The organism is Ruegeria sp. CK2 (assembly GCF_056536585.1).
The window spans coordinates 26,999-50,876 of record NZ_JBQFPW010000020.1 but is presented as its reverse complement, the minus strand read 5'-3'; the positions used below and the strand labels follow the sequence as shown (position 1 = coordinate 50,876).

20 protein-coding genes and 2 pseudogenes are annotated in these 23,878 nt (G+C 54.6%); 8 read left to right on the top strand and 14 right to left on the bottom strand.

What is annotated here, in order from left to right:
- Positions 1-8: 8 nt before the first annotated feature.
- Positions 9-710 carry an aldehyde dehydrogenase family protein gene (locus ACR0BU_RS22320; RefSeq protein ID WP_480739045.1) on the bottom strand — a complete coding sequence of 234 codons (702 nt, stop codon included), beginning with the start codon at positions 708-710 and terminating at the stop codon, positions 9-11.
- Between the two features lie 80 nt (positions 711-790).
- On the opposite strand from ACR0BU_RS22320, the gene ACR0BU_RS22315 reads away from it, so the two are divergent.
- A complete protein-coding gene (locus ACR0BU_RS22315) occupies positions 791-943 on the top strand; it encodes a hypothetical protein (RefSeq protein WP_480739043.1) in 153 nt (50 codons plus the stop codon).
- A 318-nt stretch (positions 944-1,261) separates the two neighbouring features.
- On the opposite strand, the gene ACR0BU_RS22310 is transcribed toward ACR0BU_RS22315, so the two are convergent.
- From ACR0BU_RS22310 to ACR0BU_RS22300, 3 genes are read right to left on the bottom strand one after another with little or no spacing between them, the layout of a single operon-like run.
- A complete protein-coding gene (locus tag ACR0BU_RS22310) occupies positions 1,262-2,137 on the bottom strand; it encodes a DMT family transporter (protein ID WP_480739041.1) in 876 nt (291 codons plus the stop codon).
- Position 2,138: 1 nt separating this feature from the next.
- Positions 2,139-2,261, bottom strand: a complete 123-nt coding sequence (locus ACR0BU_RS22305; protein WP_298934574.1) for a hypothetical protein — start codon at positions 2,259-2,261, stop codon at positions 2,139-2,141.
- A gap of 47 nt (positions 2,262-2,308) precedes the next feature.
- Positions 2,309-3,271, bottom strand: coding sequence for an EamA family transporter (locus ACR0BU_RS22300; protein ID WP_480739039.1), 963 nt, complete (start codon positions 3,269-3,271; stop codon positions 2,309-2,311).
- A 47-nt stretch (positions 3,272-3,318) separates the two neighbouring features.
- On the opposite strand from ACR0BU_RS22300, the gene ACR0BU_RS22295 reads away from it, so the two are divergent.
- Together ACR0BU_RS22295 and ACR0BU_RS22290 are read left to right on the top strand one after the other, a co-directional pair.
- On the top strand, positions 3,319-3,822 hold the full coding sequence (locus ACR0BU_RS22295) for an Lrp/AsnC family transcriptional regulator (RefSeq protein WP_480739038.1): 504 nt from the start codon (positions 3,319-3,321) through the stop codon (positions 3,820-3,822).
- Between the two features lie 850 nt (positions 3,823-4,672).
- Positions 4,673-4,966, top strand: a complete 294-nt coding sequence (locus ACR0BU_RS22290) for a helix-turn-helix transcriptional regulator (RefSeq protein ID WP_480739037.1) — start codon at positions 4,673-4,675, stop codon at positions 4,964-4,966.
- A 128-nt stretch (positions 4,967-5,094) separates the two neighbouring features.
- Here the strand turns inward: ACR0BU_RS22290 and ACR0BU_RS22285 are convergent, their stop codons facing one another.
- Both ACR0BU_RS22285 and ACR0BU_RS22280 read right to left on the bottom strand, forming a co-directional pair.
- Entirely contained in the window at positions 5,095-5,298 is a 204-nt protein-coding gene (locus ACR0BU_RS22285; protein ID WP_480739035.1) for a hypothetical protein, read from the bottom strand.
- A 407-nt stretch (positions 5,299-5,705) separates the two neighbouring features.
- Positions 5,706-6,446: a class I SAM-dependent methyltransferase gene (locus ACR0BU_RS22280; protein WP_480739033.1), complete on the bottom strand. Its 741-nt coding sequence runs from the start codon at positions 6,444-6,446 to the stop codon at positions 5,706-5,708.
- A gap of 217 nt (positions 6,447-6,663) precedes the next feature.
- Between ACR0BU_RS22280 and ACR0BU_RS22275 the strand changes: the two genes are divergently transcribed.
- Positions 6,664-7,029, top strand: coding sequence for a VOC family protein (locus tag ACR0BU_RS22275; protein ID WP_300072487.1), 366 nt, complete (start codon positions 6,664-6,666; stop codon positions 7,027-7,029).
- Positions 7,030-7,460: 431 nt separating this feature from the next.
- On the opposite strand, the gene ACR0BU_RS22270 is transcribed toward ACR0BU_RS22275, so the two are convergent.
- Together ACR0BU_RS22270 and ACR0BU_RS22265 are read right to left on the bottom strand one after the other, a co-directional pair.
- On the bottom strand, positions 7,461-8,420 hold the full coding sequence (locus ACR0BU_RS22270) for an NAD(P)/FAD-dependent oxidoreductase (RefSeq protein WP_299084835.1): 960 nt from the start codon (positions 8,418-8,420) through the stop codon (positions 7,461-7,463).
- Between the two features lie 9 nt (positions 8,421-8,429).
- Entirely contained in the window at positions 8,430-10,790 is a 2,361-nt protein-coding gene (locus tag ACR0BU_RS22265; protein WP_480739031.1) for a hypothetical protein, read from the bottom strand.
- A 529-nt stretch (positions 10,791-11,319) separates the two neighbouring features.
- Here ACR0BU_RS22265 and ACR0BU_RS22260 point away from each other — a divergent pair.
- Positions 11,320-11,496 carry a hypothetical protein gene (locus ACR0BU_RS22260; protein ID WP_480739030.1) on the top strand — a complete coding sequence of 59 codons (177 nt, stop codon included), beginning with the start codon at positions 11,320-11,322 and terminating at the stop codon, positions 11,494-11,496.
- A gap of 204 nt (positions 11,497-11,700) precedes the next feature.
- Here ACR0BU_RS22260 and ACR0BU_RS22255 read toward each other — a convergent pair whose 3' ends face one another.
- Positions 11,701-12,540 (bottom strand): LysR family transcriptional regulator, encoded by an 840-nt coding sequence (locus tag ACR0BU_RS22255; protein WP_480739028.1) that lies wholly within the window; start codon positions 12,538-12,540, stop codon positions 11,701-11,703.
- A gap of 81 nt (positions 12,541-12,621) precedes the next feature.
- Between ACR0BU_RS22255 and ACR0BU_RS22250 the strand changes: the two genes are divergently transcribed.
- Both ACR0BU_RS22250 and ACR0BU_RS22245 read left to right on the top strand, forming a co-directional pair.
- Positions 12,622-13,608: an aldo/keto reductase gene (locus tag ACR0BU_RS22250; RefSeq protein ID WP_480739027.1), complete on the top strand. Its 987-nt coding sequence runs from the start codon at positions 12,622-12,624 to the stop codon at positions 13,606-13,608.
- Between the two features lie 122 nt (positions 13,609-13,730).
- Positions 13,731-14,317 (top strand): annotated as a pseudogene (locus tag ACR0BU_RS22245) (IS6 family transposase); the annotation flags it as partial.
- A 170-nt stretch (positions 14,318-14,487) separates the two neighbouring features.
- Here ACR0BU_RS22245 and ACR0BU_RS22240 read toward each other — a convergent pair.
- The 5 genes and pseudogenes from ACR0BU_RS22240 to ACR0BU_RS22220 form a co-directional block, all read right to left on the bottom strand.
- Positions 14,488-17,688, bottom strand: coding sequence for an endonuclease/exonuclease/phosphatase family protein (locus tag ACR0BU_RS22240; RefSeq protein ID WP_480739025.1), 3,201 nt, complete (start codon positions 17,686-17,688; stop codon positions 14,488-14,490).
- A gap of 971 nt (positions 17,689-18,659) precedes the next feature.
- The gene (locus ACR0BU_RS22235; protein WP_480739023.1) at positions 18,660-19,001 is read right to left on the bottom strand and encodes a hypothetical protein; all 342 of its coding nucleotides are present in this window, start codon (positions 18,999-19,001) and stop codon (positions 18,660-18,662) included.
- A 588-nt stretch (positions 19,002-19,589) separates the two neighbouring features.
- Entirely contained in the window at positions 19,590-20,120 is a 531-nt protein-coding gene (locus ACR0BU_RS22230; protein ID WP_480739021.1) for a hypothetical protein, read from the bottom strand.
- 587 nt (positions 20,121-20,707) lie between these two features.
- Positions 20,708-21,795, bottom strand: a pseudogene (locus tag ACR0BU_RS22225) (tyrosine-type recombinase/integrase); the annotation flags it as partial.
- 313 nt (positions 21,796-22,108) lie between these two features.
- Complete coding sequence (locus tag ACR0BU_RS22220) at positions 22,109-22,978, bottom strand: MurR/RpiR family transcriptional regulator (RefSeq protein WP_480739020.1); 870 nt, start codon at positions 22,976-22,978, stop codon at positions 22,109-22,111.
- Between the two features lie 104 nt (positions 22,979-23,082).
- Here ACR0BU_RS22220 and ACR0BU_RS22215 point away from each other — a divergent pair, with 104 nt between their 5' ends.
- Complete coding sequence (locus ACR0BU_RS22215) at positions 23,083-23,868, top strand: N-formylglutamate amidohydrolase (RefSeq protein WP_480739018.1); 786 nt, start codon at positions 23,083-23,085, stop codon at positions 23,866-23,868.
- The last annotated feature ends 10 nt before the right edge of the window (positions 23,869-23,878 follow it).

Below are 23,878 nucleotides of genomic sequence, written 5' to 3'. Positions count from 1 at the left end.
GTTGGCCGTCAACCGGTCGCCGTCTGCACCCAAATGGTCTTTGTTTGCAGGTATTGCTCAAGCGCTTCCGTCCCATTGTCACGGGCGAGCGACCCGGATTGCTTGTAACCTCCAAACGGGGTCTTGATGTCGCCCTCGGAAAACCCATTGACCGAAACCGTGCCACAAGGCAGCGAGCGAGCCATGTGAAGGGCCCGGTCGATGTCTTGGGTGAAGACGGTTGCGTGCAAACCATAATCTGTGTCACTGGCAACGGTCAAAGCTTCCTCGGCAGTTTTCATGGGCATGATGCCCAGAACGGGTCCAAAAATCTCTTCGCGCGCGATTTTCATTTCCGGAGTAACACCCTGAAAAACCGTTGGTTCGACAAAGTAACCGGGAAGATCGCTGTCCCCGCCCATCGTCATCTGTGCGCCATCCGCGACGCCGCTTTGGATGTAGTTCATCACCAATTCTTTGTGATCCTTGCTGATCATCGAGCCGATGTCAGTGACCGGGTTTAGCGGATCGCCCAATGTGAAACCTTTCACCCGCTCGATGATGCGACCGGTAAACTCCTCAACCAAAGGTGCAGCGATCAGCTGGCGCATATTGGCAGAGCAATTCTGACCACCATTCCAGAAGGCAGACATGGCAGCATGTTCGATCAAGTCGTCGTTAAGTCTCGCATCCTCCAGCACGATGAACGGGCTTTCAAACGATTGCGCCAAAGGGGCTTGCTCTGGTCCCGGTCATTGTCGCGATGGGACAGTTTGGCTACGACCACCTCATTGCCCCTAAGCATCGCCTGGTGGAGTATCTTGACCGCGAAACCAAACAGTCGGTGCGCGTCGGATTTGTCCGCGAAGACGGGACGGTGCGACAGCTTCAAGATCTGGAGATTCGCGTCACACCCTCTGCCCATACCTCTGGATACAAGGCACCGCCCAGCCGCAAGCGTTAGTGACCATCGGCAAGCAACTCCGTCGCGTTGAAAAGAAAGTATGCAGCGAAGGCCTTTGGCCATGGTGCCCAGCAGACGCCACGCGCAAGACTTGGAATGGCAACTTCTTCTTCCTCTGCCCACCTTCCAAATACTCCGTTTGTGCTGATGCAGCTAGTATCGGGAATGCGGGCTGCGATTGCGGAATTCAGAAACAGTGCTAAAGGTCGGCTCTGGGCCGCCACAATTCCAGCTTTCGAGTGGAGCAAAGAGGTTTCTGCACCGCCTCGGGTGTCCGCTCAAAGCCCATAGCCAAAAAGTCCTGCACCGAAACGAACTTCAGCTTCTGGTTTTCAGACAGATGACCATCGTCGCCAATACAATGACAGCACACACGATGGCGGTCAGCGTGATCTGTTCTCCGAGAAAGAGCGCGGACCATCCGAGTGCGGTTAATGGTAAGAGAAGATTGATTTGGCCAATGCGGGCGATGCCGCCTAGCGCAAGCCCGCCATACCAGAGCACCGACGCCAGAAACATGCTGACCACTCCAAGATAGGCCAGTGACACCCAGCTTGCTGCCGAGATGGTCGAGGTATCGATTTGGCTGATCCGTGGCAACAGTGGGAGTATTGCGAAAGGGGTCAGGAAAAGCATCGACCAACTCAGCGTAACACTGCCGCTGAGTTCGCGCGACACGCGCCCGCCTTCGACATAGGCGATGCCCAAGCTCAGCATCCCCAGAAATAGCCAACCATCGGGAAGGGTCAGATGGCCGCCTCCGGCGTCGTAGGCGAAGTAGAGAACCGCACAGAACCCCGTCAAACATGCGATCCAGAACACGGGCGGCGGCCTCTCTCCCGTGCGCAGCACGGCGATGATCGCTGTTACAGCGGGTGCAAGACCTGTGACGACAGCCCCGTGCACGGCTGGCACGCTTTCAAGGGCCATCGCGAGAAAGAATGGATACCCAATCGCCAGACCCAATCCTATGACGAGGATTGGCACGAGGAAACGGCGTTCCGGTGGTTCGCATTGACCTGTGAGAATAAGGAACGCCGCGCCCAGACCGCCTGCCATGACAATCCGGGCGCAGGTGATGTCGAGAGGGGTGAAATCAACGACGGCGACGCGGGTCGCCACCAATGTGCCGCTGAAACCCAGCATTCCTAGGATGCCAAGAACGACTCCGGCTGATCGGTTCGGCATTGACATGCTAATGTCCAAAGCCTTCCGGCGTGATGACCTTGTGGGCGCTTGGGGTCACCTGAAACGCGTCACTATCGAGCTGGCTGAGAGTGCAGGGAAGCCGCAAAACCCACAACAGAAGCGAATACATGATTGTTCTCCTTTGAGACGTAAAAAGCTAGCCCGACACGTGGCCGGTTAGGCTCCATCCTCTTGAGCAGAGGTGGGAACCGGCATCGGCGCAGGCTTGTGGACGCCCACGCCGATCATCACAAGCGCCACGCCAAGCACGTCGATGGCGCTTGGAATCTGACGCAGGACGATAACGCCGATGATCGTGGCAGTCGCGGGCAACAGGGTCAGCAGAAGCGCGAAGCTGGCGCGTGGCAAACGGGCCATGGCCAGTTGGTCGCAAACATACGGTACGACTGACGAACAAATACCGACGCCGATCCCGGCGAGGACCAACAAGGGGACACCGAAGGCGTCGAGCGCCTGCAAGAAGCCGATAGGCATCACAAAGATGAATGCCGCCGTCATTGCTGCACCCAGGCGTTCCACACCGCCCGATGCACCACCTTCGGAAATCTTGTGGCCAAGGACAATGTAAAGGACGAACAGGGAGCCATTCAGCATTGCCCAGAACAAGCCTAGAAGGTCGGACGTGAGGTCTGGTCCTTCTGCTGCCAGAAGAGACGGCACGTCGATTACGAGGGCCACACCGATGATGGCAAATGCAAAGGCAAGATAGTTGCGCCCCGTACGCAGACCCCAAAGGGCGATCCCGATCGTGCCAACGAACTCGATGGCGGAAACCAGGGAGATCGGCAGCCGGTCGAGCGCCAAATAGAAAGAGCTGTTCATCACCGCAAGACAGCCACCAAGCGCGAGAAAAAGAAGACACTCACGGGGCGTTGATTTCTTGAAAGTGCGCCACGGCTTCGTGATGGGGGCGAAAATCAGAGCCGCAGACGCGATGCGGAACCAGGCCACGCCAAGCACGCCGATAAGGGGGAACAACAGAACCGCGAATGCAGGGCCGAGATAGTGGAAAACGGCAGAGACGCCGAACCATGCGTGAGGGGGAACGGCCTCGGACAGGCGGGACATGGTTCCGGGGGCTTTGGTGAGGGCCGGTTTTATAGAGGCTTGATCTGGCATAACATCACAATGCAAGGTGAGGGCGGCACTCGATATGGAGATCAGAAATGTCTTTCGAAGAATTAAGCTCAAGAAAGAAGGATATCGTGACCGAAAACCTTCGGTCTGAAGAAACTGGCCTCGACAATATCGACGCTGCGATTCTCCGGGCGCTTTGCGTGGATGCACGCATCCCGCGTGCCGAGTTGTCCCGCCGTGTGGGCCTCTCGGCCCCAAGCGTCGCTGACCGGGTGCGGCGTCTCGAAGATGTCGGCATCATCACCGGATATGGCGCACGCATCGATCCTGCCCATCTCGGTTATGGCCTGACGATCCTAATCCGTGCGCGTCCCCTACCAGGCGAAATGCAGAACATGATCGAAGCTATTCAGAAGACGCCCCAGATCGTAGCCTGTGACCGCGTGTCGGGAGAAGATTGCTTTGTCGCCCGCGCACATGTTCGCGACGTTGCTGAAATGGAAGCGGTTATTGACCAGATCGTACCATTTGGTGCAACGAACTCTTCAATCGTTCAGTCTTCACCAGTGGAAGAACGGTTGGTGCAACTCTGAGTCCAAAGCGGACACTAGTGCTGCTGCCCTTCTAAATCCAACGTGGTGGCCACCTTTCAATGAACGCGGCCACTCTCTCTTGCTTCATCGGTTTACCAGACTGTCGCTAGTCGCTCGATCTTGTCCTCTATGAGCTCGCCCGTGATCGCAGAGCCCAATAAACGGGCTAGCGTCTTCGCTTCGCCGACCGCACCCGTTGCCGCGGTAAGGAACGGGTTACTTGACTCTCTGTGGCTACGTGAAGCCGAGCCTCATCAATTACTTCCGCAACAAGGCCAATTTCACCTGGCTCTTTCGCGCTTATGACCTTCGCCGACATGAACAATCTTAGCGCCATACCTTCTCCTAAACGCGCAATCCGTAATGCAGCTCACATAACACCTGACATGCATATAAGGCTCCTGTCAGCTGCAATGACTGGTTCGAACCCCGCAAGGCTGTCTTCAACAGTGCGGTTGATGTTTCTTTGACAGAAGCCTTCGGAGGCGGATACGAAATGGCGACTTCATACATAGATTACGACTGCTACGCCTCAAATCCCCCCAGGTTGGGCTTCAGGAGTAAGTATTTTATTCGCTGCCACCTGTCGACGCCTGAAAGGACTTCCTATGCATCGGCCAGTTGCGGCACCCAGTGAGTGCGCTATACGGCAAGACCGCAATGTAGCCGTCTTTCGTGGCGTAGAATTTTCGATACTTGGGCATGATCTGCGGGTATCCTATTGGCGCTTTAGCGGGCGGAACGTCTCGCCCGCAAGGTGCTCTACCATGATGAAAGAAATGAGCCCTTCGAACATGGGCGCCTCGATAAGACAGCCCTGGCCGGTTCTGAGTTTCTGGAGGACCCCGCCATGACCGCCATGGCGCGTTGCAGTCTGTGTTCTGTTTGTCAGAGACGAGCTGATCTTTTTGAAGACACAAAGCGACGCGATGCCGAGGATCGTCAGAGCATTGCGAAGTCGGTTTTCGGTGTTTCCGAAGCGCAGATGTTGCTGGCTCGTCGTATCGCAAAAGGGGATAATCTGACTACCGCCTCAGAAACGCCCAGCATCAACATCGCTAGAACGCATCTTTCTCGAATCTATGCAAAGACTGGCATCAACTCTCAAACCTCCTTAGTCCGGAAATTGCTTAGCGTTGGCTGAATTCAGTTTCTCCGAACATCGAACGGACATCTCGATGTTCTCTGTAAACAGCAAGGTTGGTCCACATGCCGGATATTGTGCGATTGTTAAGAGCAAGGGCAGCGTGCTGCCCTTGCTTGGTCGGCTGCTCAGAACGGGAACCGATGGCGCAGAGGTGGTGGTCGCTCAATCTCTGGTGGGAGTCCGACGTCCTTCCTCAGGTAATCCGGCAGCTCAGATATCCTGCGCAGAACGGGCCGCTCTCCGTCGGGTCGCCGGGCCAAAATAGCCACCAGCCGCAGCAAGAGGCCACTTGATCGGTTGACGGGGATATAAAGTGATACGCTTGGCATTGTTCTCTCCATGAATGATGGAAAGCCGCCACATGAGGAAAACACAAAAAAGGCCGCTCACGAGGCGGCCTTCAGATCGGAAACCTGTCAGACCGCTTTAACGGGCTACTGCGCCTGTCGCGCGAAGCATTGATGTCTGACGATTCATCATATCCGATATCTCCTGTATCAGGGTTTCCAGTTCCGCAATCTACCAGACAGATTGCTTCGGTTCAACAACCCTTACATGTATTGGTCGAATTTCGCCGGATTGCGAACTCACGCCCATTTGCAGCGAACCAGCACTTTGTCCTGGTTGTCTCCATATACAACGCCTGGATACGGTGCTTCCGTCTGCCGCGCCACCTCTGAGGTCGGCTCAGAGCCGAGATGCACCGATGTTGAAATTTGCATCAACGTCCGCAATCTTAGAATTGAACGATAGGCTTTGTGCCCGCAACACTGGTTGCGCAGCCGAAAAAATGGCTTCTTGATGTCACCTCAAGGCCTGCCGCCTTGAGAGCGTCGGCCATCGCGTCACAGTCACCGAAATTGCGCGTATAAGTTCCGATCATGCTGAAGTCATTCGCGCCTCTGAGGAAATAGCGCTCTACTGTGGGAAGCACCTTGTCCAGATAGAAGCGGTAAAGCGGCCGCAATGCCCAGCCCTTTGGATCGGACGCTTCTATCAACGCAAAGCCGCCGCCAGGTTTCAAAATCCGCGCGATCTGCTTCGCCAATTCGGTCTGCTGCTCGGGGTTGAACGTTTTGAGGCCGAACGTGGATACTAGCAGGTCCGCGTGATTTGCTGGCAGGTCGGTTTGTAAGGCGTCGGCCTCAATATGCGTGATCCGATCGGCATACTCACCATGCAGGCGATCAACAGCCTCGAGATGCATACGATGGGAGATGTCTAGAGCGCAAACCGTATCCAGGTCTGGGAAACGGCGTAGCAGATACGGCCAAACCTCGCCAGTTCCAGCCATCAAATCGACAATGACGGGCCGGGGGTTTGACGCAGCGATCAAACGCGCGACGCATTGATGCCTCCACAACGCGACAAACCCAAAAGAGCTAACGGAACTCCACCTTCGATAGCTTGAAGAGCAGCGGTCAAAAAGATCCGCTACGAACTCGGGGTCATAGATATCAGTGTTTTGGTCGTTCATGGTCGGACCGCAGTTGCAGTGTTCGAAATGAGCAAGCTACCGAACTCTTGGTCATCTTGAAAGCGGTCATTCGTGCCGATGCAGCGAAAGCCCTGTTCGACAGGTCGCAATGCAGCATCAGGATAGCGTGTTGAGCGAGAACAAAGCGCCGCAGCTTATCAAATGCCACGGATTGAAGTAGCCTTCCATTGCAGTATAATCGGGTTTGAATTTGACAATGGAAAAAGTACTGGGATTTGGAGGGTTTTTCTTTAGGGCAGAGGATCCTAACGCTTTAGCGAGATGGTACTGCGACAACCTGGGCATTGATCTTGTGCCCAATGACTATGAAACGCCGTGCTGGACACAGGAAGCAGGTGAGACCGTATTCGCCCCGTTCGAAAAGGTAACAGAGTATTTCGGGAACCAAGAAAAGGCATTCATGCTGAATTTTCGTGTTCGCGACATCGAGAAAATGATCGCACAGCTCGAGTCCAAGGGTGTTGAGGTCCGCCGAGATCCGGATTCGCCTTATCCGAACGGCAAGTTCGCGTGGCTCAATGATCCGGAAGGAAATCCAATCGAGCTTTGGGAACCCGCCTAGCCTGTGGTTGGAAGCTTGCGGGAAGTGCCTCGGCGTTGAAAATTTCGATTCTACGAACTGACGTTCTGGAAGGCATACAGAGGGGGTGTTCTTGGCAGTTTGGTCAGAACGCAATCGTTCATTCTTATGCAAATGGGCTAAACTCAGAACCACTACGACCCAACGCGGGCTTTACAGCCATCCAACTCTTTCGGGTATGCGCGGCTGGGTCTTGACCACGCATTACTGGCTGTTTGCGAAGTTTGTCCGCGGCTCTCGGGTCACTTTGAACTCGAACTGTTTGCAACGCCTATCGGCAAGCTCCTCTATCTTTCATGTGGGTTTGAGACGCTTGAAAGCGTTGAAATTCAATCCGAAGACAATGTGCGTTTTGAAGACTTTAGAAAGCAAAAAACACTCAACAACGCGTTGAAAATGCTACTTCGGCACTCTTAGGCCGTTGTTTTCAAGAGATGAAGAGGTGCTTTTTGCAGTCGTCGCAATTGCTCAGCATCATATTCAAACCAGATCTGAAGCCAACGGTTAAAGCTTTCCGCAGCCACATCCGGTGGCAGTTTGATGTCTTCAACTCCACGGATCAGGTGGGCTGCCATGATCCCCGACATCAAGGCACGCAAGACTCCATGGCCGTTGCGAGGGTCGAGGCGGCAGGCCGCATCGCCGATGCGGAAGACGTGGTCACCTGCCGGTTGGGCAGAGGCTTTCCATGTCCCGTCCATGATCTTTGCATCTGTGCGCGTGTTGAGGATACGGGTGGTGCGACCCTCAACCCAGGCGGTTTGGCCATCGCCCAAGGGAGCTTGCCAGTGCCACTGATCCGGCCGGACATGCAATGTGGGATGAGTGTCTTCGGGAGCGGTATCTTCATAACCGAAATGCAACCAGATTTGCGGTGAGTGGTCGATCATCCGCGTTGCCAGCTGGCGGTCAAGCCAGCCCCCAACGCCAGTTGCATCGATCAGCCAGCGCGCGTCAATTTCGGCGTTAGCGGTCCACACCCGGTGAATACCAACGGTTCTTTGATATCCGATCGCAGGGGAGGACATGACAAGCTCTCCGTCAAGGGCAAGGTAACGGTTGCACAGCACTTGGGTTAGGTGAGGTTTACGAATCTGAAAACCGCGCCAACCTTGGCCGTATGATTGGAAGGTCTTGACCCCAATACGGTCGATCGTAATGCCCGCATGGCGGCCTAGCGACTGGGCCCGCAATGCATCGCCGACGCCGAGTTGGTCAAAGATCGCTTCGATGCCTGGATGAAATGTTTCGCCGGGACCACGAGCGGGATGGGGCGCGCGCTCCAATATGGTGACGCGCGCGCCAGCTTGGCGCAGGGCAATACCAGCTGCCAGCCCAGAGGGGCCAGCACCTATTATCAAAACGTCCTGCATTAATACGCCCTAGACCAACAGCTGCTGATGTGGCTCCCAAGGGCCATCGGCAGTTTGAACGGCGATTTGATTCAGCGCATCGACAACAATCTGATGTTCGAGCGCAATCAACTCATGTCTCAACCAACGCGTCGGATCATTGGGGTCTTGTTTAAGCGCTTCGGTCGCAGTGACCAGAACCATGTGGAACTTGCAAACTTGGTCGTCAAACACCAACCCCGTGGCAGCTTCGGCGGCTGGAATCTCGGCGTCGCCATCGCGACCATGGCGAAAGGACATCATCCTATAGCTGTTGTAGACGGGCCGTAGGTCATCGCCGATCTGGTGCAAATCACCAATCAGGCGATACATCCGAGCAGTAGACATAATGCGGAACTGATAGTCTTGTTGCGAGACTTTCATCGTTTCGACCATCGTAAAGCGGTTGTTCAGTGCGTTGGGGATGTAATCGACGTGATCGAAATTATCAGTCTCAAAGAAAGCTTCGCCGTTTGCCTCAATACGGCGTGGACCCAGAATGCCATCCCAGGCAGGTGCGCCTTCGAGCCCAATCTCTCGATCTGTCAACGGCGCAACGACGCGGCCACCAGCGCTGCGAGAGCTGTCAGGCGCAACGCCAGGCCAATATGCGGATAGGGCGGCACAAAGCTTGGCGTCTTCGGGGAAGGGGCTGCCTAGGCCATAGGCGGCAAGGTGCAGGACGTTTTCAGCCAACCCTGGATCAAATGTAACGTCAGTGCTGACATCCCAACCGGGTTGATAGATGCCAGCGGCACCATCAGGAAGGTACGATGCGCGTTGTACTTCCTCCGCCGACCCAAATGATTGCCCACTGCCAACAGACCCCTGAAGCCCTACCAATGCGCTAGGCGTAGTGTTTTCAGGGCGAATGTCGGCACCATAGGCGCGCAGCGTAATGTTCGCGGCAGAGCGTTGGTCGGCCAGTGTCAACGGGGCGCGATTCCAGATGGCGCTGAAGCGCGAGGGTACTTGTGTTTCCCACCAATCCAGCAGCACGGACTGATCTACGTATGGGTAAAAATCGGGCGCGGCGAGAACCGAATAGGCGGGGACCATCCGCGATAGATCGCCGTCTAATCCGCCGATGCGCGCGTCGATCCAGCCATCACCTGCAAAATCTGTGTAATGCGCCGCCACATAGTTGCGCACACCGTCTACACGCGCCTGTTGCACGACCTCAGCTACGCGGCGTTTTTCGTTGAGGTTTTGCAATGTTCCGTCGTTGCGGATGCGGTGGCGCACGTGCATCCATTCTGGCGCAGGATGTGCGCGGCCACTGGCCGCGATGTTGAAACTGGGGGCCAAGCCATTGCCAGGCATTGCGGGTACGCGCGTACCAATATGGATACCATTGCGCAAAGTTGGCTCGATCATGCTGGGGCGCGCCATTGGAGAAAGCACACCGGGGCCTACTTCCGGTCCTGCCAGGAACTCAGCGAGGTCAGAGCCAATGAGGAATGGCTCGCCGTCCGTTTCTGGCGGTTCAAAACCGGACTCGAAACCTATCGTCCCGACAGCGCCCATGTTGTGTTCATGGATGCGCTTGAGCTTTTCATTCACATGATGGGCCGCAAGCTGCACATCGAGGTCTTTGCCGACCAAACAGTCCGGGCCAGAGAACAGCTTATGCACCGGAACCCAGAAATCCATGTCTTCATCCGCGCCAGGAACAGCTTGGCGGCCCAGTCGCAACCCTCGGTTCATTTTGAAGGGGCCGAAATCGCTGTCGTCGCCTTTCAACTGCACGGACAGATAGGCGGCATAGCGACAAGCCAAGGCGCGGAAGGCAAAGGTGTCATCGGCGGAATCGCGCGGCAGATAGGCGCGCGCTTGGCCGTCCCATAGCGGATCGAGCGTACCTACGCGCGCAACGCCGGTACGAGAGAAGACCATATCCGCGTGATTGCCATGCACGGTTTTGGCGGCCTGACGGTATTCGCGGGCGAAGACGACCACGGCCACGTTTTGACCCACATCGATCCGCGCCAGCAAAGCGTCGAGAGATTGTGGCACAAGCCCAAAGACAACGTTCTCAATCAGATCGAGATCGGCGGGCGTTGGAAAAGAGGTGAAGCTATTGCCATCAATGTCGCGCGCTACGTTTGGTGAAGTGAGGGCGTGAAACAGGATGCTTTGTGCCGGACGGCCCGGCTCGATCAAGCGGCGGGCATCGGGAGCGATATCTCCAAACCCATCAATCAGCGCCAGTTCCAGCGCAGATAGGTGCGTTGGCGCTAGCAGATCGTCCCGCAAGGTCGGAGAATTGGGATCAAGATTTAGGTGGGCGAAAAGTGGCTGCCAGCCCCCACCGGAAAGGCGCGAAAGGCATGTGCGAAGATCATCAAGCATATACTCAAACCTAATTGCATAAATTTAATAGGTGATAATGTACCATAAATTGTTGTGTGGACGAAGTGGGCCCGGTGCCTAGATCTCCAATGGCTGGTTCGATCCTCCATCGACGTGTCGATCAATTTCTCAAGGATCGCCGTATTCGCGCTCTGTTGAGTTACGCCTCGCCCGATCTCGCGGTTGCCGCAAGCGGCAGCTTCGACGGATCGCTCCGCAGTATCGCAATCGCATCGCCCAACATCCGGAAAGGACTACACCCAACTATCTGACAACAATTGCGCCCGTTCTTTGTCCAAGTTTGACAGATGCTCCGTAGTTTGAGACTCTCTCAGCATTCGCAAAGGAGATTCTAGCAATGGACCAGCATACTTTCTGATCCCGCCGCGCGCTGACCTGGAATGGCAGAATGCGCATTGAAACACTCCTGCGGAGGACTCTGACAATGGACAATCGACGCTAACCCCTTGCGGGCGTTCACGGTCGTGCATCTGCGCGACTTCAGCTGCCTTTTGTCATGAGGTGCATCATGCCCTTCAAACCACCAAAAACCACCCTCGGACGGACCCTTCCTGCTGTGGAGGATACGCCGAAATCTGCTAAGCTAGAGACGATCAAAGCCAAGCCGCCGCGCAACCTGCGTGTGAAGACCCCGCCGCGGGCGGCCAAACGGATGGAAATTCCCGGCAAAGCGAGGGGTCGTTAGAAACTGGTGCGGGGCGTGTCATGCGCCCCGCGTTGTGACCGGTATGATCTACCTAGTAGCACGAGAAGTCCCGCGAGCGGAATTTGAAACCAAGCATCAGCGTTGCGATTTTTGCGACTGCAGCGGGAGTACTTGCTGGATAGCGGCTTGGGGTCGTCATCATTGGCGGGACAGGAATCGACGACCTTGGGTGCCGGAGTTAATTCAGGCATCCAATTGCCCGTTCCGGCTGGCTTCCATCAGTATCGCGTGGGTGCGATCAATGACGTGTCGTACCTCTGGGAGAAATCGGTCGTCGTGGTGGGACACAAGCCACTGGTCATGTTCTAGATCAACAATCAGAGGCGATACCGGCTTGAGCCTTCGCTGTGCATTTCCGATAAAAGTTGGCAGAACAGCCCGAGCCATTCCCGCATTTGCGAGATCAAGGGCATTTTGCGGCGCGGTCACTTCAATGGCGTCGTGACCTTGCGAATGCTCCCGCAACCAATTTGCGGATGGTGTATTGGACAATACCCGCGCCCATGTCGAAACACTCTCGTCTACGGCATAGACGGCAAACCGGACCCGCCCGATTTTGCGGCCAGCCAAGCCGATCTCTTCTGGCCGATGGTTTCGAATACCAATCGCTGCTTCCCGGTGCCCAATTTTCAGCACGTCTTCAGAGGAAATGAAACGCAGTCGCACCGGTATTGATCCGCAGAGCTTCCCGACAGCGCCAACCAAAACCCGTGTGACCCAGGTTCCAGCCGAAATCTTAACCAAGGGTGGCGCAGTTGCGAGACTGCTTTCGGTGACAGGCAAGACACGCGCCTCGATACTTGCGACCTTTTCCAGCAACGCTTGCCCGTCCTTAGTCAGGTCATAGCCTCGCGGTCTGCGCCGAAACAACTCGATCCCTAAATTACGCTCAAGCTCGATCATACGTCGGCCCAGTGTGGGTGCACTCTTGCCGGTTTGTTCTGCTGCCGGACCGAGCCCACCTGCTCTGGCAACTGCGAGGAAAAGCCGGAGGTTGTCCCAGTCAAAGTCACGTTCATTCATGAAACGATGCTTACATTATGTGTTGTTGATGAAAAGATGGAGATGGCGTTTTTTCTGAGAGGTCACATAGGAGATCCACTGATGAAATTTCTCGAAAACGAAATCTACCCACTTGGCATGGGATGCTGGCCAATCGGCGGCAAGATGTATTGGGGCGAACAATCTCTAGGATATACCCGGTCAGACGACGATGTTTCGATTCGGACGATCCACGCTGCTTTGGATGGCGGTATCACTCTATTTGATACGGCTGCTGCGTACGGTGCCGGGCATTCGGAACGGCTATTGGGTGAAGCGTTGAAGCGTCGACCCGATGCCTTGGTTGTCACAAAGATCGGTGTGGGAATCGATGAGGCGAGCAAACAGATCTCATTCGAGCCCTTCTCCCCCGATCAGGTTTCTCCCGCCGTTGAGGTATGCTTGTCGCGGCTGAAACGTGATCGGATCGATCTTTTGCTGTTGCACGTAAATGATATGCCAGTTGCCAAGGCAGACGCCATATTCAATGAAATGGATCGGTTGACAGACGCCGGGAAAATACGCGCCTACGGCTGGAGCACCGACTATTCGAAAAGTGCATCGGCCGTTTCATCAAGAGATAACTTCAAGGCGGTTGAATACGTGATGAACGTGTTCTTCGATGCGCCTCGCATGCAGACAGCGGTGCAAGAAGAAGGGCTGTTCTCCCTTATACGCTCACCTCTCGCGATGGGTCTGCTTTCCGGAAAGTACGATCAGAACTCTGTCATGGCATCGGATGACGTGCGCGCATCCAGCGAAGAGTGGATGGAATACTACAAGGATGGCAGGGCAAACCCTGACTTCATTCAAGAACTCGATGCGGTTCGAGACTTGCTGACCTCAAATGGCAGAACACTTGTGCAAGGGGCTCTCGGATGGATATGGGGCCAATCTGAAACGTATGTTCCGATCCCGGGCGCGCGGACAGAAAAGCAAATCGATGGTATTGCAGAAGCACTAACCTTCGGCGCTCTGCCGGCAGAAACAATGAACGAAATTGAAAACCTGGTTAAGCGCATCCCCCACGAACCAGACCGCCCGAGATAGCCTATGGCATTACTCAAAAAAGATGCGCCGCAAGGGATGTGTCGCAAACTTTTTATCTGGATTGACGAGCACGCAGCTTCCGACGTTTGTTCTCAGCGTATAGTTCTTTAACAGGCCTCCGTATGGTTTCTTTGAAAGGCAGCCACTTTGCCAAGGATGCGGTGTTACACGCTGTGTACTTCTATTTGCGGTAGGTAGTGTCGTATCGGGATTGGACGAGATCATGGCCGATCGCGGTGTGCAGGTCGACCCCGCCACCTTGAATAGGTGGGTAGCCAAGTACTCGCCGCTGATCACGTCGCGAGCGCAGTCTAAAAAGCGGCCAACGTCGAAGTCTTGGGGTATGGATGAAACCTATCTAAGTGTTCGCGGCAAATGGATGTATCTCTATCGAGCCGCCGAAAAGGCAGGAAACACCCTTGATTTCAGGCTGTCTGAGCGCAGGAACGGTCCGGCGGCAACCAGGTTCTTTGCCAAAGCGCTGTCCACGAATGGGTTTCCGGGAAAGGCCGTGATCGACAAGAGCGGAGCCAATGCGGCAGGTACTTGGGAAGTGAACAAGACCCTGAAGCGGTTTGGCGGCCCCGCCAAAATTCAAACAGTCAGGCCCAAGTTTCTGAATAACATGACTGAGCAGGATCATCGGCTCAAAAAGCGGCGATTTCCCTGCGCTATGACCTCAGGTTTCAGGCTATTTGCCGGGCTCGCTGGATAGGTGCGTCCAGTAGGTCGCCGCCTCTGGCCGTTCCAAAAGTTTGCGACACATCCGGTCATACTGGCTAACTCAATCCGTTCGAGGTCTCCGGCGTTCGCGATGCGGTTAAATCTGCCGACAGTGTGCCACACGGTAGTACCGGATTGACCCCGTGTGGCATTGCCCTATGCAATGAGGTTGTGATCGATCACCTCGAACGCAAATTCGTCGACTGTAAACATGGTGTCATCTATTGCTGATAGCTCTACGGCATCAAAGGTCGTGCGCCCCAGCGATCCCGAGAAGTCACCGTCGTCAGCATCCGCCACCGTGGTGCCGACAAGAACACCGTCGTCATAGAAAGCAACTTCGACTTCACCGCTGCCGTGACTGTCGCCAAAACTAAAGATGAACTCCACCGCTTCCAGACCAGTGTCTTCCAGCGCTATCCTGAGGCTTTCGTCACCGTCAACCGACGCGGCATCGCGGCGGAATAACGAGTCGTCAAGTGAGAACACACCAATCGCCCCATGTTTGATCGCGACAAGTTCAAAATCGGTCGGATCGACAGCGTCCACTTTGATACCCACATCCGAAAACTTGAGGCTGTTGCGCACCGGACCAAGCCGGTCGACATCCACAACTTCGCCGTCAATGCTTTCAAAGGCCTTTGTTTTGAACCAGCGACCCGCTTGGAACTCAACCGCCAAGCTCTGAGTCTGTGGTATGAACAGGCTTGTCACCATGGGATCGTGATCCGAGGCGCGTCCGCTGGTTGCGGCGAACTCTGTATTGACGTGGACGATGTCAACCAGTGCTCCGGAATGCAGATCCTCGGACACCAGAATATGGTCCAACGACTGGCTGTTGCCCTGAAACTCAAAGCTATAACGTTCGTCTTCCAGGATATCGTTTGTCAGGTTGACGAGGTCGGTATTGGCCTCAAGGTCGGCCACGGGTGAGACAAATTCGAACTCGTTGAAGTCACCCAACACAACCGCATTGGCGCCATCACCCAGTCCATTGGCGAAATCCTGAACGGCCTGGCTCTGGGCTTGGCGCTCATCCAGACTGCCGTTCACATCAACGTCTTCCTGACGGGCGGCAAAGTCCTGCTCGGTCCCCAGAATGGGCGCGGACCCACCTTTGGATGAAAAGTGATTGTTGACCACCGTGACGGTTTCACCGTTGAAAACAAAATCCGCGACCAACGGCAAACGTGCGCCCTCAAAGGCCTCGCCTTCACCTTGCCCACCGATGGTCTGCACGGATCCTTCCACTAACGAGACACGATCCGGATTGTAGAGAAAGGCGGTGCGGATATTGCCGCCGGGCTGACCCCCGGATGTTCCGTCCCCGATAAAGGTGTTGTCGATCACCTCATAAGCCGGACCACCAGCCGCGAGGATCGCCGCTGCCAGTTCCGCCAGAGTTTCCGCCGCCGAGACGGTTCCGTCATCATCCGAACCCGAGTTGTCCTGAACCTCTTGCAGACCAACTATATCGGGGCTGTTGAGGTTGTTGGTGATCTGCTCGGCAATGGCTGCAAACCGACCATCGGCAACGTCCTGATCGCCGTCACTATCATTGGGGTCGAGATTAAGCACGTTGTATGTTGCAATCGTCAACTCGTTGGCGGAACCGGCAAGGGTGGTCGTTTCCTGTTCCAATCCGGCTGGCTGGATGTTCGGTGTAAAATCCTCGGTCGGGAGAATTTCAAAGTTTCCGAAACTATAGCTCACCACACCGGTGACGTCGCCAAGGAGATCGCCGACATTCACCGTGGGAAAGTCGAAATCGAAAATCCCACTGTCTTCGTCAATCTGGATTTTCTCCGGATTGAAATCGTCTGGCGAAATATTGAGCGTGCCACGCTGCGAAAGACCCGTCGCGCCACTCCCCTGATCGGCAACCGCAAAGATCTCGCCAAACCGGCTGGTCCCACTGACAGCTTGCAGATCGGTTGCAGTCACGCGCATCCCTTCCAGGCTTTCGAAGAAATCGATGCCGTCCTGGGTTGGATCGAATGAAGCAAACGCATCATCGTCGATACTTTGATTGGGCACTGCCCGCTCACCCGGATCATTGCCGATCAGAACCGCTTCGGGCAGCGCATTGCCCGATGACTGCACCTCAAGGTTGAAAACATTGGTCAGTTGGGTGGTCGGCAGGTTGCCACTGCCTGTGCCGCCGGGAAAGAACTCGGCAACTGTTCCGCCCACGGAAATAGCATCACCCAAGGTGACGTTCGGGCTTGATCCGGTGAACACGAAAATCGCATCGGAGGTCGCATCATTGCCGTCACCTTCCGAATCCTGAAGATAGAACCCGTTGGAATCTACCGCAGTGACGATGCCGATGGTTGAAACCATATCGCCCAGAACGTTTGATGGGCCGGCAGGCAAGTCCTCGAAGAATTCGGCAACCGTTTGCCCATCTGCCAAAACAAATTCCGACACATGGCCTGCGCCCTGGATTTCATAGATCGACACGATTTCGATGTCGCTGGCCGAGATGGACACCTCGACAACAGGTGCCAAAATTCCGTCGAAGGCGGGGTCGTCAGAGGTGACGGTGTGCTGAATGTCCTCGACCTCGGCTGCTTCGGGCAGATCGTCATCGACGGCCGTGACTGTGACTTGTTGAGGCTGGTCAAAATTGGCCGCATCAAACACAAGCTCGGTCGGCACAACGTCCAGATCAGCCCCTGCGGCTATGGTGATCGTGACGGGCTGCTCGGGCGCGACAGACAACGTGACTTCATATGAATCCGCCATAACCCCTTCATCGGCTGCCAAATTCAGATCATTTATGACGACCGATGGCGAGGGCGCGGCATCCGTGACCGTAAAACCCGTAGGCTCGATATCTTCAATCCTGGAATTGTCGGTCGTCCAGTTGGCGGGATCGTTAAGTACGGCCTGCAATTCAGCTTTGGTACCGCTAAGCGGGCCGCTATAAACGCCATTGTCGGTTTCGGGTACAGCAATTGCGCTGGTTCCGATCGCCAGCCCGGAAGGCAGTGCAGAGGTGTTGGAAGAGGTTGCGTCAGCCTCATAGCCGTTTCCATTGAAGTGAACTGATGCGACAAAAGAAGGTGCGGCGTCATCACCTTGATAGGCGTGAATCTGATCGCCGCTGGCCGAGAAATTTGGCCCAGTAAATGCAGGGTTTATCACTGTACCCGCAGCGATGTTTGCCGATGCCGTCCAGACGAATACCCCCTCGGTGTTGCGGAACCCACCAGCTGCGAACCAACCGTTATCTGTGAATTTGATCTCGGTCCCCGCCTCAATGTCCGTCAAAGCAACAAATGTGAATTCGTCAGGATTGTCCGAATTGAACCCTGTAAACGCAATATCACCCGCAACCAATGTAGTAACCATGTGAGCCTCGCTTTTTTGATCTGGTGAAAGAACGGCGAGCCGGTACGCGACTCGCCACAGCACAACCCACGGTAGCTCAACCTGGAGATGTTAGTTAATTGGTTGTACGTAACCGGCCCAATACGGCGAAGCTTTGCCGTCTGAGAATACGGCATCGTTTTTGATCCGTGCTCGGTCGTTCAACCCTATTCCATCCGAGGGCAGTACCATCCGCATTTACCCGGCATTCAACTGGTATCGCAAAGTGAGTCTGCCAACAAATCTGATCTGGGTACGATCGCCGCAGGGCTGACTAAGCCCTCGTCTAGCTGATTTGTTCGAATTGTTGCATACGGCCCATAGCGACCGATGCTGTGGTTTGTAGGTAATGTCCGATATCACGCTCCCAAGAGCATTTGTTCGGGCACATGATTTCTAAGTTTGTTGCAATTTGTCCAAAAGAGATGTGTTAAACTTCGTATCATGAATACTTGGACTGCACTAAAGAAGCTTGAAAGTGAAAACGGGGCACGCAACGTGGAGATATGTGTGAACCCTGACGGCAAGCTGTTTCGTTTTTACGAAAATGCTTGGATTAAAGTTGGCTAGGAAGAGCTGCTTTTTCACCCCGAAGGAGGCTACTGGACGTGTCCGAAAATGTCCGGCTACTACGCCAGTATCAAAGAGTGCGAAGCCGCGGCTCGTAGCGATATCGTATGGCTTGCTGACAACCGTTCTTGAAGCCTTGAACTAGAACAGCCAACTGCGCAGCGGTCGCGAATTGGCGCTTTGCCCGCATAGCCAACACTCAAGCAAACCGCGGAGACCATCCACTCTCCGCCCGTTACTGTGCCAATCTCCGTACCCCCCTTGAACTTCCTTGCGGAAGAATCTGGTTACCCCCGCCGGTCCCTTGGCTTAAAGCCTGTAACTTTTGACACCCCCCTCTCAAGGATTTGGCACAGCAAAGCGGTGGCGCTGTGTAGCCTGCCTTAGCTTAGCTCTTTGCCCTTCGTCGCCGTGACCCAGTTGAAGAACGCAAGGTAGCGGTCTGCGTCTTCGTTTTTAGGAAAGCGCGTCGGCAACATGTAGGGCCCTGCTTTTCTGAGCAATTGCAGAAGCTCGAAGACATCGCCCGGCCAATGGTTTTCAAGCCAGAGCTTCCAACTCTCCAAAGCACCGCTTTCAAGATCGGCAATCGGAACATATGGCATCGGACGGCCAACCAAGTTGGTGTTTTTTATGTTCTTTCCTTCGTTCTTATAAGAGGTGACGGCTGTGTCACTGTTGAGCGACAGCAATGCCGACAGGCTGTCACCCTTTAAGTCGAGCATACATATCTGATGCGCCCAGTGTGCATTCCGAACTTTGACCCGACGCAGGTACCCTGCCTATTCTAGCATCTTGATGTGGCGCTGCACTGTTCTCTTATCGACACAGGCGCTTTGCCAGTGTGGCGTTTTTGGCCAACAGCGACCGGTGTCTTTGTTCACATACGTATCGCACAAACAACTGGCCATTTGCTTTGCACCGCGTGACAGGTTGGCATCTTCATTGACCAGTCTTTTCCAAACGAAACGCAGCTTGCCGAACGCAGGGGTGTTCTGAGGCTTTGCCATCTGAACCCACCTACACAGTGTTTTCTTCGATCCAGGCATGAATATCTGCCAGCTTATAGCGGACTAGGCGGCCGACACGCACAAAACAGGGGCCACTACCCCGAAGCGCGCTCAGCTCCAAAAATCGTTTAGATATCCCAAAACGCTCTTCAACCTCGACTCGCGTCAACAGCCGGTCTCTTTCAGTTTCGCTCGTCCTCATCTCACTTCTCCTGCTACGCTGATACTGCGAGCAGTGTCGCAAGACCGAACTCGAAAGTCGTGTCCGTACAAATCAGCGAAAGTAATAAGAAATCGGAGAAACTATTTTAGATTTGTAATCAATGGTTTATGCATCCAAACCCGTCTTGTCTGTGCCGCCAGCCTCTTGATTGTTCCATCGACACCATGATTGGCAATCTCTATACCGTGAATGGCAATTAGCTTCCTCGCCGCTGCGGTAGCACTGTTTACGTTTCCTTCGCGAAGCATCTGAGCCCCTCCTTCAACAAAAGGTGCATCTAGTTTCTCAAAACCAGTTCCCTTCGGACGCCCGCGCGGCCTCGCCTTGAGCGTTTGTTCTTCGCTTGTTGCAACGCGATTGGCCGTTTCTTCCTGGCCTTTAGACTTGGATGCAGCAACTAGCATACAATCTGCCAACTGCTCTGCACCGATGAGCATCCGGGTCCCCTGCCCCGGATATGGATCAGAATATGGGTAGTTTTCTAATCCAAGCTCACTTTCCGCTTTGTCGAAGCCGTGAAGATAGGTCGCCCTGTCGATTTCATAGTGACCACCAGTGCCAAACCCCGTACGGGGCATCATCGGAACATATGCGCCTGCATCTGTTGGCATGAACCCAATCCAATGACCATGCGCGTGCCCGTCTTGCAAATGCCTCCAAAAGAGCTGACGACATTCGTACTCTGCTCTCGCATAAGGTCGCAGCACTTGCGACAGATACGCCTCGCTCAAAAACTCCCGATCTGGGATAGGTAATCCGGGGCACAAATGCGCGCCGCGACGCGCTGGCCCCTTGCTTCCGGTTTCAGGAGGAGAGTCGTACCGGCTTTCGTGGCGGTAATCTATTTCGCGCCATTCGAGAAACATGCGCTGAGTATTCTCTTGGTGTAGCTTTGCCGCTGCGCCAACCTGGCCTTCAACCTCCGGGCTACACAGAGAAGTAAGCCCGCGATGCCACTGCAAGCCCCGGTCATCCAGGGCCGACGCTAAGCGCCCATTCGGACAAATCCTGCGATGATGTCCTGAAAGGCGGCAAGATCGATCTTCGGGCCATCCAAGGCGCTTTTTGCGTAGGTTCGTAAGATCATTTCAAAGGGCCCCCTTTTTGCGGTGTGGTGTCCCTTGCTTGTCCGTTCTCAATGGTTTCCATGGGTCGATCTTTCTACCATGTGACGCGGAAGTAACCTCCCCCTTATCAATCAAATAGCTGTCCGCTCCCGCTCAATGCGAAAGCTCAGTTCATCGCACAGAGTATTCATAGCTGGTCTGAGCGCGTCGAGCGACGGCTTGACATAGCGTTGTCCGGTGATCGAAAGCGGCGTGTGGTTGAGCAATCGGCCTACTATCTCTTCCAATATCCCGGCCTCCATTGCGATTGTTGCAAATGTCCTACGATGGGCATGGCTGGACCATTGCATTAGCTCAGGTCCCTTCAGATGGCCAGTGGGAGAATTGGGCGACGGAAACACCCATTGACGATGCAAACCGTGCAAGGGGGCCAGAATCTCGTGGTGTATCTGTAAGATGGGAAGATCAAAGCTGCGACCATTCTTTGTCATCGGCAAATGGATGTGATCTTCCTGGATCTGCTTCCATTCCAATGTCAGCGCCTCGGTCTTGCTAAAGCCTGTGAACAAAAGCAACTCATAGAAAACCTTGTGGGTGGGGTTATAAAGATCGTCCACTGCCTGACGCCAGATGCGTAAATCTTCGATGATCGCTCCTTCTGGCTTTTCTTCATACCATTCGATGGCCATCGTCGGGCTTTCTGGCAAATCATGGATACGACGCGCATGGTTCCAGACGGTCCGAAAGTACTTCAGCTTGTGATTTGCAGAAGATGGCGTTGCCGCCATCGATCTGTGACGCTCAACGACCACCGGCTTGGTTATCTCATCCAAAGGCACGCGCAGCCAATCCTTCAATGAAGCTCGAACTGCTGTCGCACGCTTGATCCGTGGGCCTCAGACCGAAGCTTCGGACGGGCGAGATAGGTTTCCATGGCTGTCTCAAGCGTCGGCGCTCCAATCTGGATACGCTTGCCCGCTCCCCTGCCCCAGTCAGGCGCATACCCCAGAGCTGTCTGTCGTGTAGTATCTGCAGAGATCATCGGCCAGCGCGCTATCAACACACGCCGCGTTTGACCCCCAACGTCTCTTTGGAAATACCAGGTCTTTGACTGTTTCCCGACGAAGAGAACAAGCCCTTTTATCTCGCCATCCCAGTGCTTAGCAGTGCCCTATTTTGTCTGGGGAACTTTGCGTGCGAATGTCTCTGTTAGCTTTGGCGTTTTATGGGTCTTTTGTCGGAAATGGTATGATAGAAGTTGCTACCATGTGGTACTAGGTGCAAAATATTATTCAATTAAATAAAAGGTATAGCAACCACACGACACTCAATGAAACTAATCATCATTGCTTGGAAGGCTAAGGTCTTATCATTAAGCTATACCCGCTCTTGGTTTGGGCTGGCTAAGTCATGTGCTCGGGGACGTCGAGCAGGAAGTCGGAAAGACTCGTCTTCAAATCCAAGCCCCGAGAACCGTTTTCTTTTCCGTTTCTACCAATTGCGATCCCAGCATTAGGCACGCGGGCACAGTCCTATTCCTGGCTGCGAAATATGCGCGTCGAAGAGAAAAAGCGCTCCAACTCCTCGATCCTCTCCTTGCTTTCCTCCCAACGCGCCTCTTGCACTTCAGCGATCAGAGTTTCCGAGATCAGTTGCAAGGCAATGGTCGAATCCCAACTGGACGGCGCTTCGACCAAGGCATGAAACGTATAGTCCGCGGTCTTGCCAATCGGAGAGCCCCACTGATCTGTAAACAGTACAACCGTCACCCCACGGCCGGAGGCAACTTGTGCCAGTTTTTCCAGATGTGCCTCGTAGCGGCGAATATCGAATATCACCAGAACCGAGGTTTCCCCCATGTCCAGTAGATATTGTGGCCAGACATTCGCGGAATTGCCCAACATCGTCACGTTCGGGCGAATGATTTGCATGTGGTTGTACAGATAGTCTGCATTTGACCGGGTGATCCGTCCGCCCACCACATACAAAGGGCGTTCCGTGTTGGCCAGCAGCTGTGCAACAGCATTGAACATCTCTTTATCAAGGCGTTCCAGCGTATGACGCATGTTGGTCCAGACCGCCTGCGCAAATCGTGTTATCGGATGCTCTGCTTCGTCGTCTGCCCAGTCATCGCGTTTCGAGATTGGCTTCTTGATCTGGGCCGCGACCTCTTCGCGCAGCGCGTCCTGCATGTCAGGGAATCCGTCAAACCCAAGTTTGCGGGCCATTCGGATGACAGTAGGTGTCGACACCTGAGCTGCAGCAGCCAATTTGGTGATCGATTGCAACCCCGCCATGGGATAGTCCTGCAAAAGGATCGAAGCCAATTGACGTTCTGACCGCGTCAGACCGTCCAGTTCATCCTGTATCCGCTGTTTGACAATTTTGGCGACGGTGGCCATCGGCACCCTCATTTTTTTCTATTCGTTACAGAATATTTGAGATTGTAATTTTGTCTACAGTAATTTTCTTGACAGCCAAGTTTCTACTGTAGCAAATGCTACGTATGCATGAAGAAACCGAGTCACCTTTGCTTCAGCCGACCGAAGCGCCTGCCGCGCGCGTTTTGAATGCACGTGGCCACGCATCAGCCGTTTTGGTCTGCGAACATGCCAGTCGATTTATTCCGGCGGCACTTGGTGGCTTGGGGCTGGACGATAACGCTGCGCGATCTCATGCTGCTTGGGATATTGGTGCACTGGAGCTTTCCGTGGAGTTGATGGGCGCCTTGGATGCGCCGCTGGTTCATTCCCGCGTCAGTCGTCTTGTCTATGACTGCAATCGCCCGCCGAGCCGCGACGACGCCATGCCGAGCACCAGTGAGGTTTTTGCTGTGCCGGGCAACATGGGCTTAACCGAAGCGCAACGTGCACAAAGGGTTCGCGAATTCTATGAGCCATTTCGACGCTTGCTTGCCTATACTTTAGACGCGCGGCCAGAGCCGCCTGTACTGATCACGATCCACAGTTTCACACCGGTCTATAAGGGTGAAACGCGGTTGGTCGAATTGGGCATTTTGCATGATAACGACGACAGAGCCGCCGAAGTCATGCTGCGGCATGCTCAGGGGTCAGGTCTGCAGGTGGCACGAAACGAGCCCTATTCTGCCGCCGACGGCGTCACCCACACGTTGCGTGAACATGCCATCAAACGTGGGCTTCCCAATGTCATGATCGAGATTCGAAACGACCTGATCGATACGCCAACAGGCATCAACCACGTTTCAGGGCAGCTGACACCGATCCTGCAAGCCGTGGTCAACGAATTTTCGCACGCTGAGGCGAAGCTATGAAATCTGGGGG

Bases quoted from the DNA above. Each gene is read 5' to 3' on its own strand.
- ACR0BU_RS22275 (WP_300072487.1), top strand. From the start codon at position 6,664: ATGGAAAAAGTACTGGGATTTGGAGGGTTTTTCTTTAGGGCAGAGGAT.
- ACR0BU_RS22215 (WP_480739018.1), top strand. From the start codon at position 23,083: ATGCATGAAGAAACCGAGTCACCTTTGCTTCAGCCGACCGAAGCGCCT.
- ACR0BU_RS22280 (WP_480739033.1), bottom strand. From the start codon at position 6,446: ATGAACGACCAAAACACTGATATCTATGACCCCGAGTTCGTAGCGGAT.
- ACR0BU_RS22265 (WP_480739031.1), bottom strand. From the start codon at position 10,790: ATGCTTGATGATCTTCGCACATGCCTTTCGCGCCTTTCCGGTGGGGGC.
- ACR0BU_RS22290 (WP_480739037.1), top strand. From the start codon at position 4,673: ATGACCGCCATGGCGCGTTGCAGTCTGTGTTCTGTTTGTCAGAGACGA.
- ACR0BU_RS22250 (WP_480739027.1), top strand. From the start codon at position 12,622: ATGAAATTTCTCGAAAACGAAATCTACCCACTTGGCATGGGATGCTGG.
- ACR0BU_RS22220 (WP_480739020.1), bottom strand. From the start codon at position 22,978: ATGGCCACCGTCGCCAAAATTGTCAAACAGCGGATACAGGATGAACTG.
- ACR0BU_RS22230 (WP_480739021.1), bottom strand. From the start codon at position 20,120: ATGCCAACAGATGCAGGCGCATATGTTCCGATGATGCCCCGTACGGGG.
- ACR0BU_RS22270 (WP_299084835.1), bottom strand. From the start codon at position 8,420: ATGCAGGACGTTTTGATAATAGGTGCTGGCCCCTCTGGGCTGGCAGCT.
- ACR0BU_RS22255 (WP_480739028.1), bottom strand. From the start codon at position 12,540: ATGAATGAACGTGACTTTGACTGGGACAACCTCCGGCTTTTCCTCGCA.
- ACR0BU_RS22285 (WP_480739035.1), bottom strand. From the start codon at position 5,298: ATGCCAAGCGTATCACTTTATATCCCCGTCAACCGATCAAGTGGCCTC.
- ACR0BU_RS22260 (WP_480739030.1), top strand. From the start codon at position 11,320: ATGCCCTTCAAACCACCAAAAACCACCCTCGGACGGACCCTTCCTGCT.
- ACR0BU_RS22300 (WP_480739039.1), bottom strand. From the start codon at position 3,271: ATGCCAGATCAAGCCTCTATAAAACCGGCCCTCACCAAAGCCCCCGGA.
- ACR0BU_RS22240 (WP_480739025.1), bottom strand. From the start codon at position 17,688: ATGGTTACTACATTGGTTGCGGGTGATATTGCGTTTACAGGGTTCAAT.
- ACR0BU_RS22295 (WP_480739038.1), top strand. From the start codon at position 3,319: ATGTCTTTCGAAGAATTAAGCTCAAGAAAGAAGGATATCGTGACCGAA.
- ACR0BU_RS22235 (WP_480739023.1), bottom strand. From the start codon at position 19,001: ATGCTCGACTTAAAGGGTGACAGCCTGTCGGCATTGCTGTCGCTCAAC.
- ACR0BU_RS22305 (WP_298934574.1), bottom strand. From the start codon at position 2,261: ATGTATTCGCTTCTGTTGTGGGTTTTGCGGCTTCCCTGCACTCTCAGC.
- ACR0BU_RS22310 (WP_480739041.1), bottom strand. From the start codon at position 2,137: ATGTCAATGCCGAACCGATCAGCCGGAGTCGTTCTTGGCATCCTAGGA.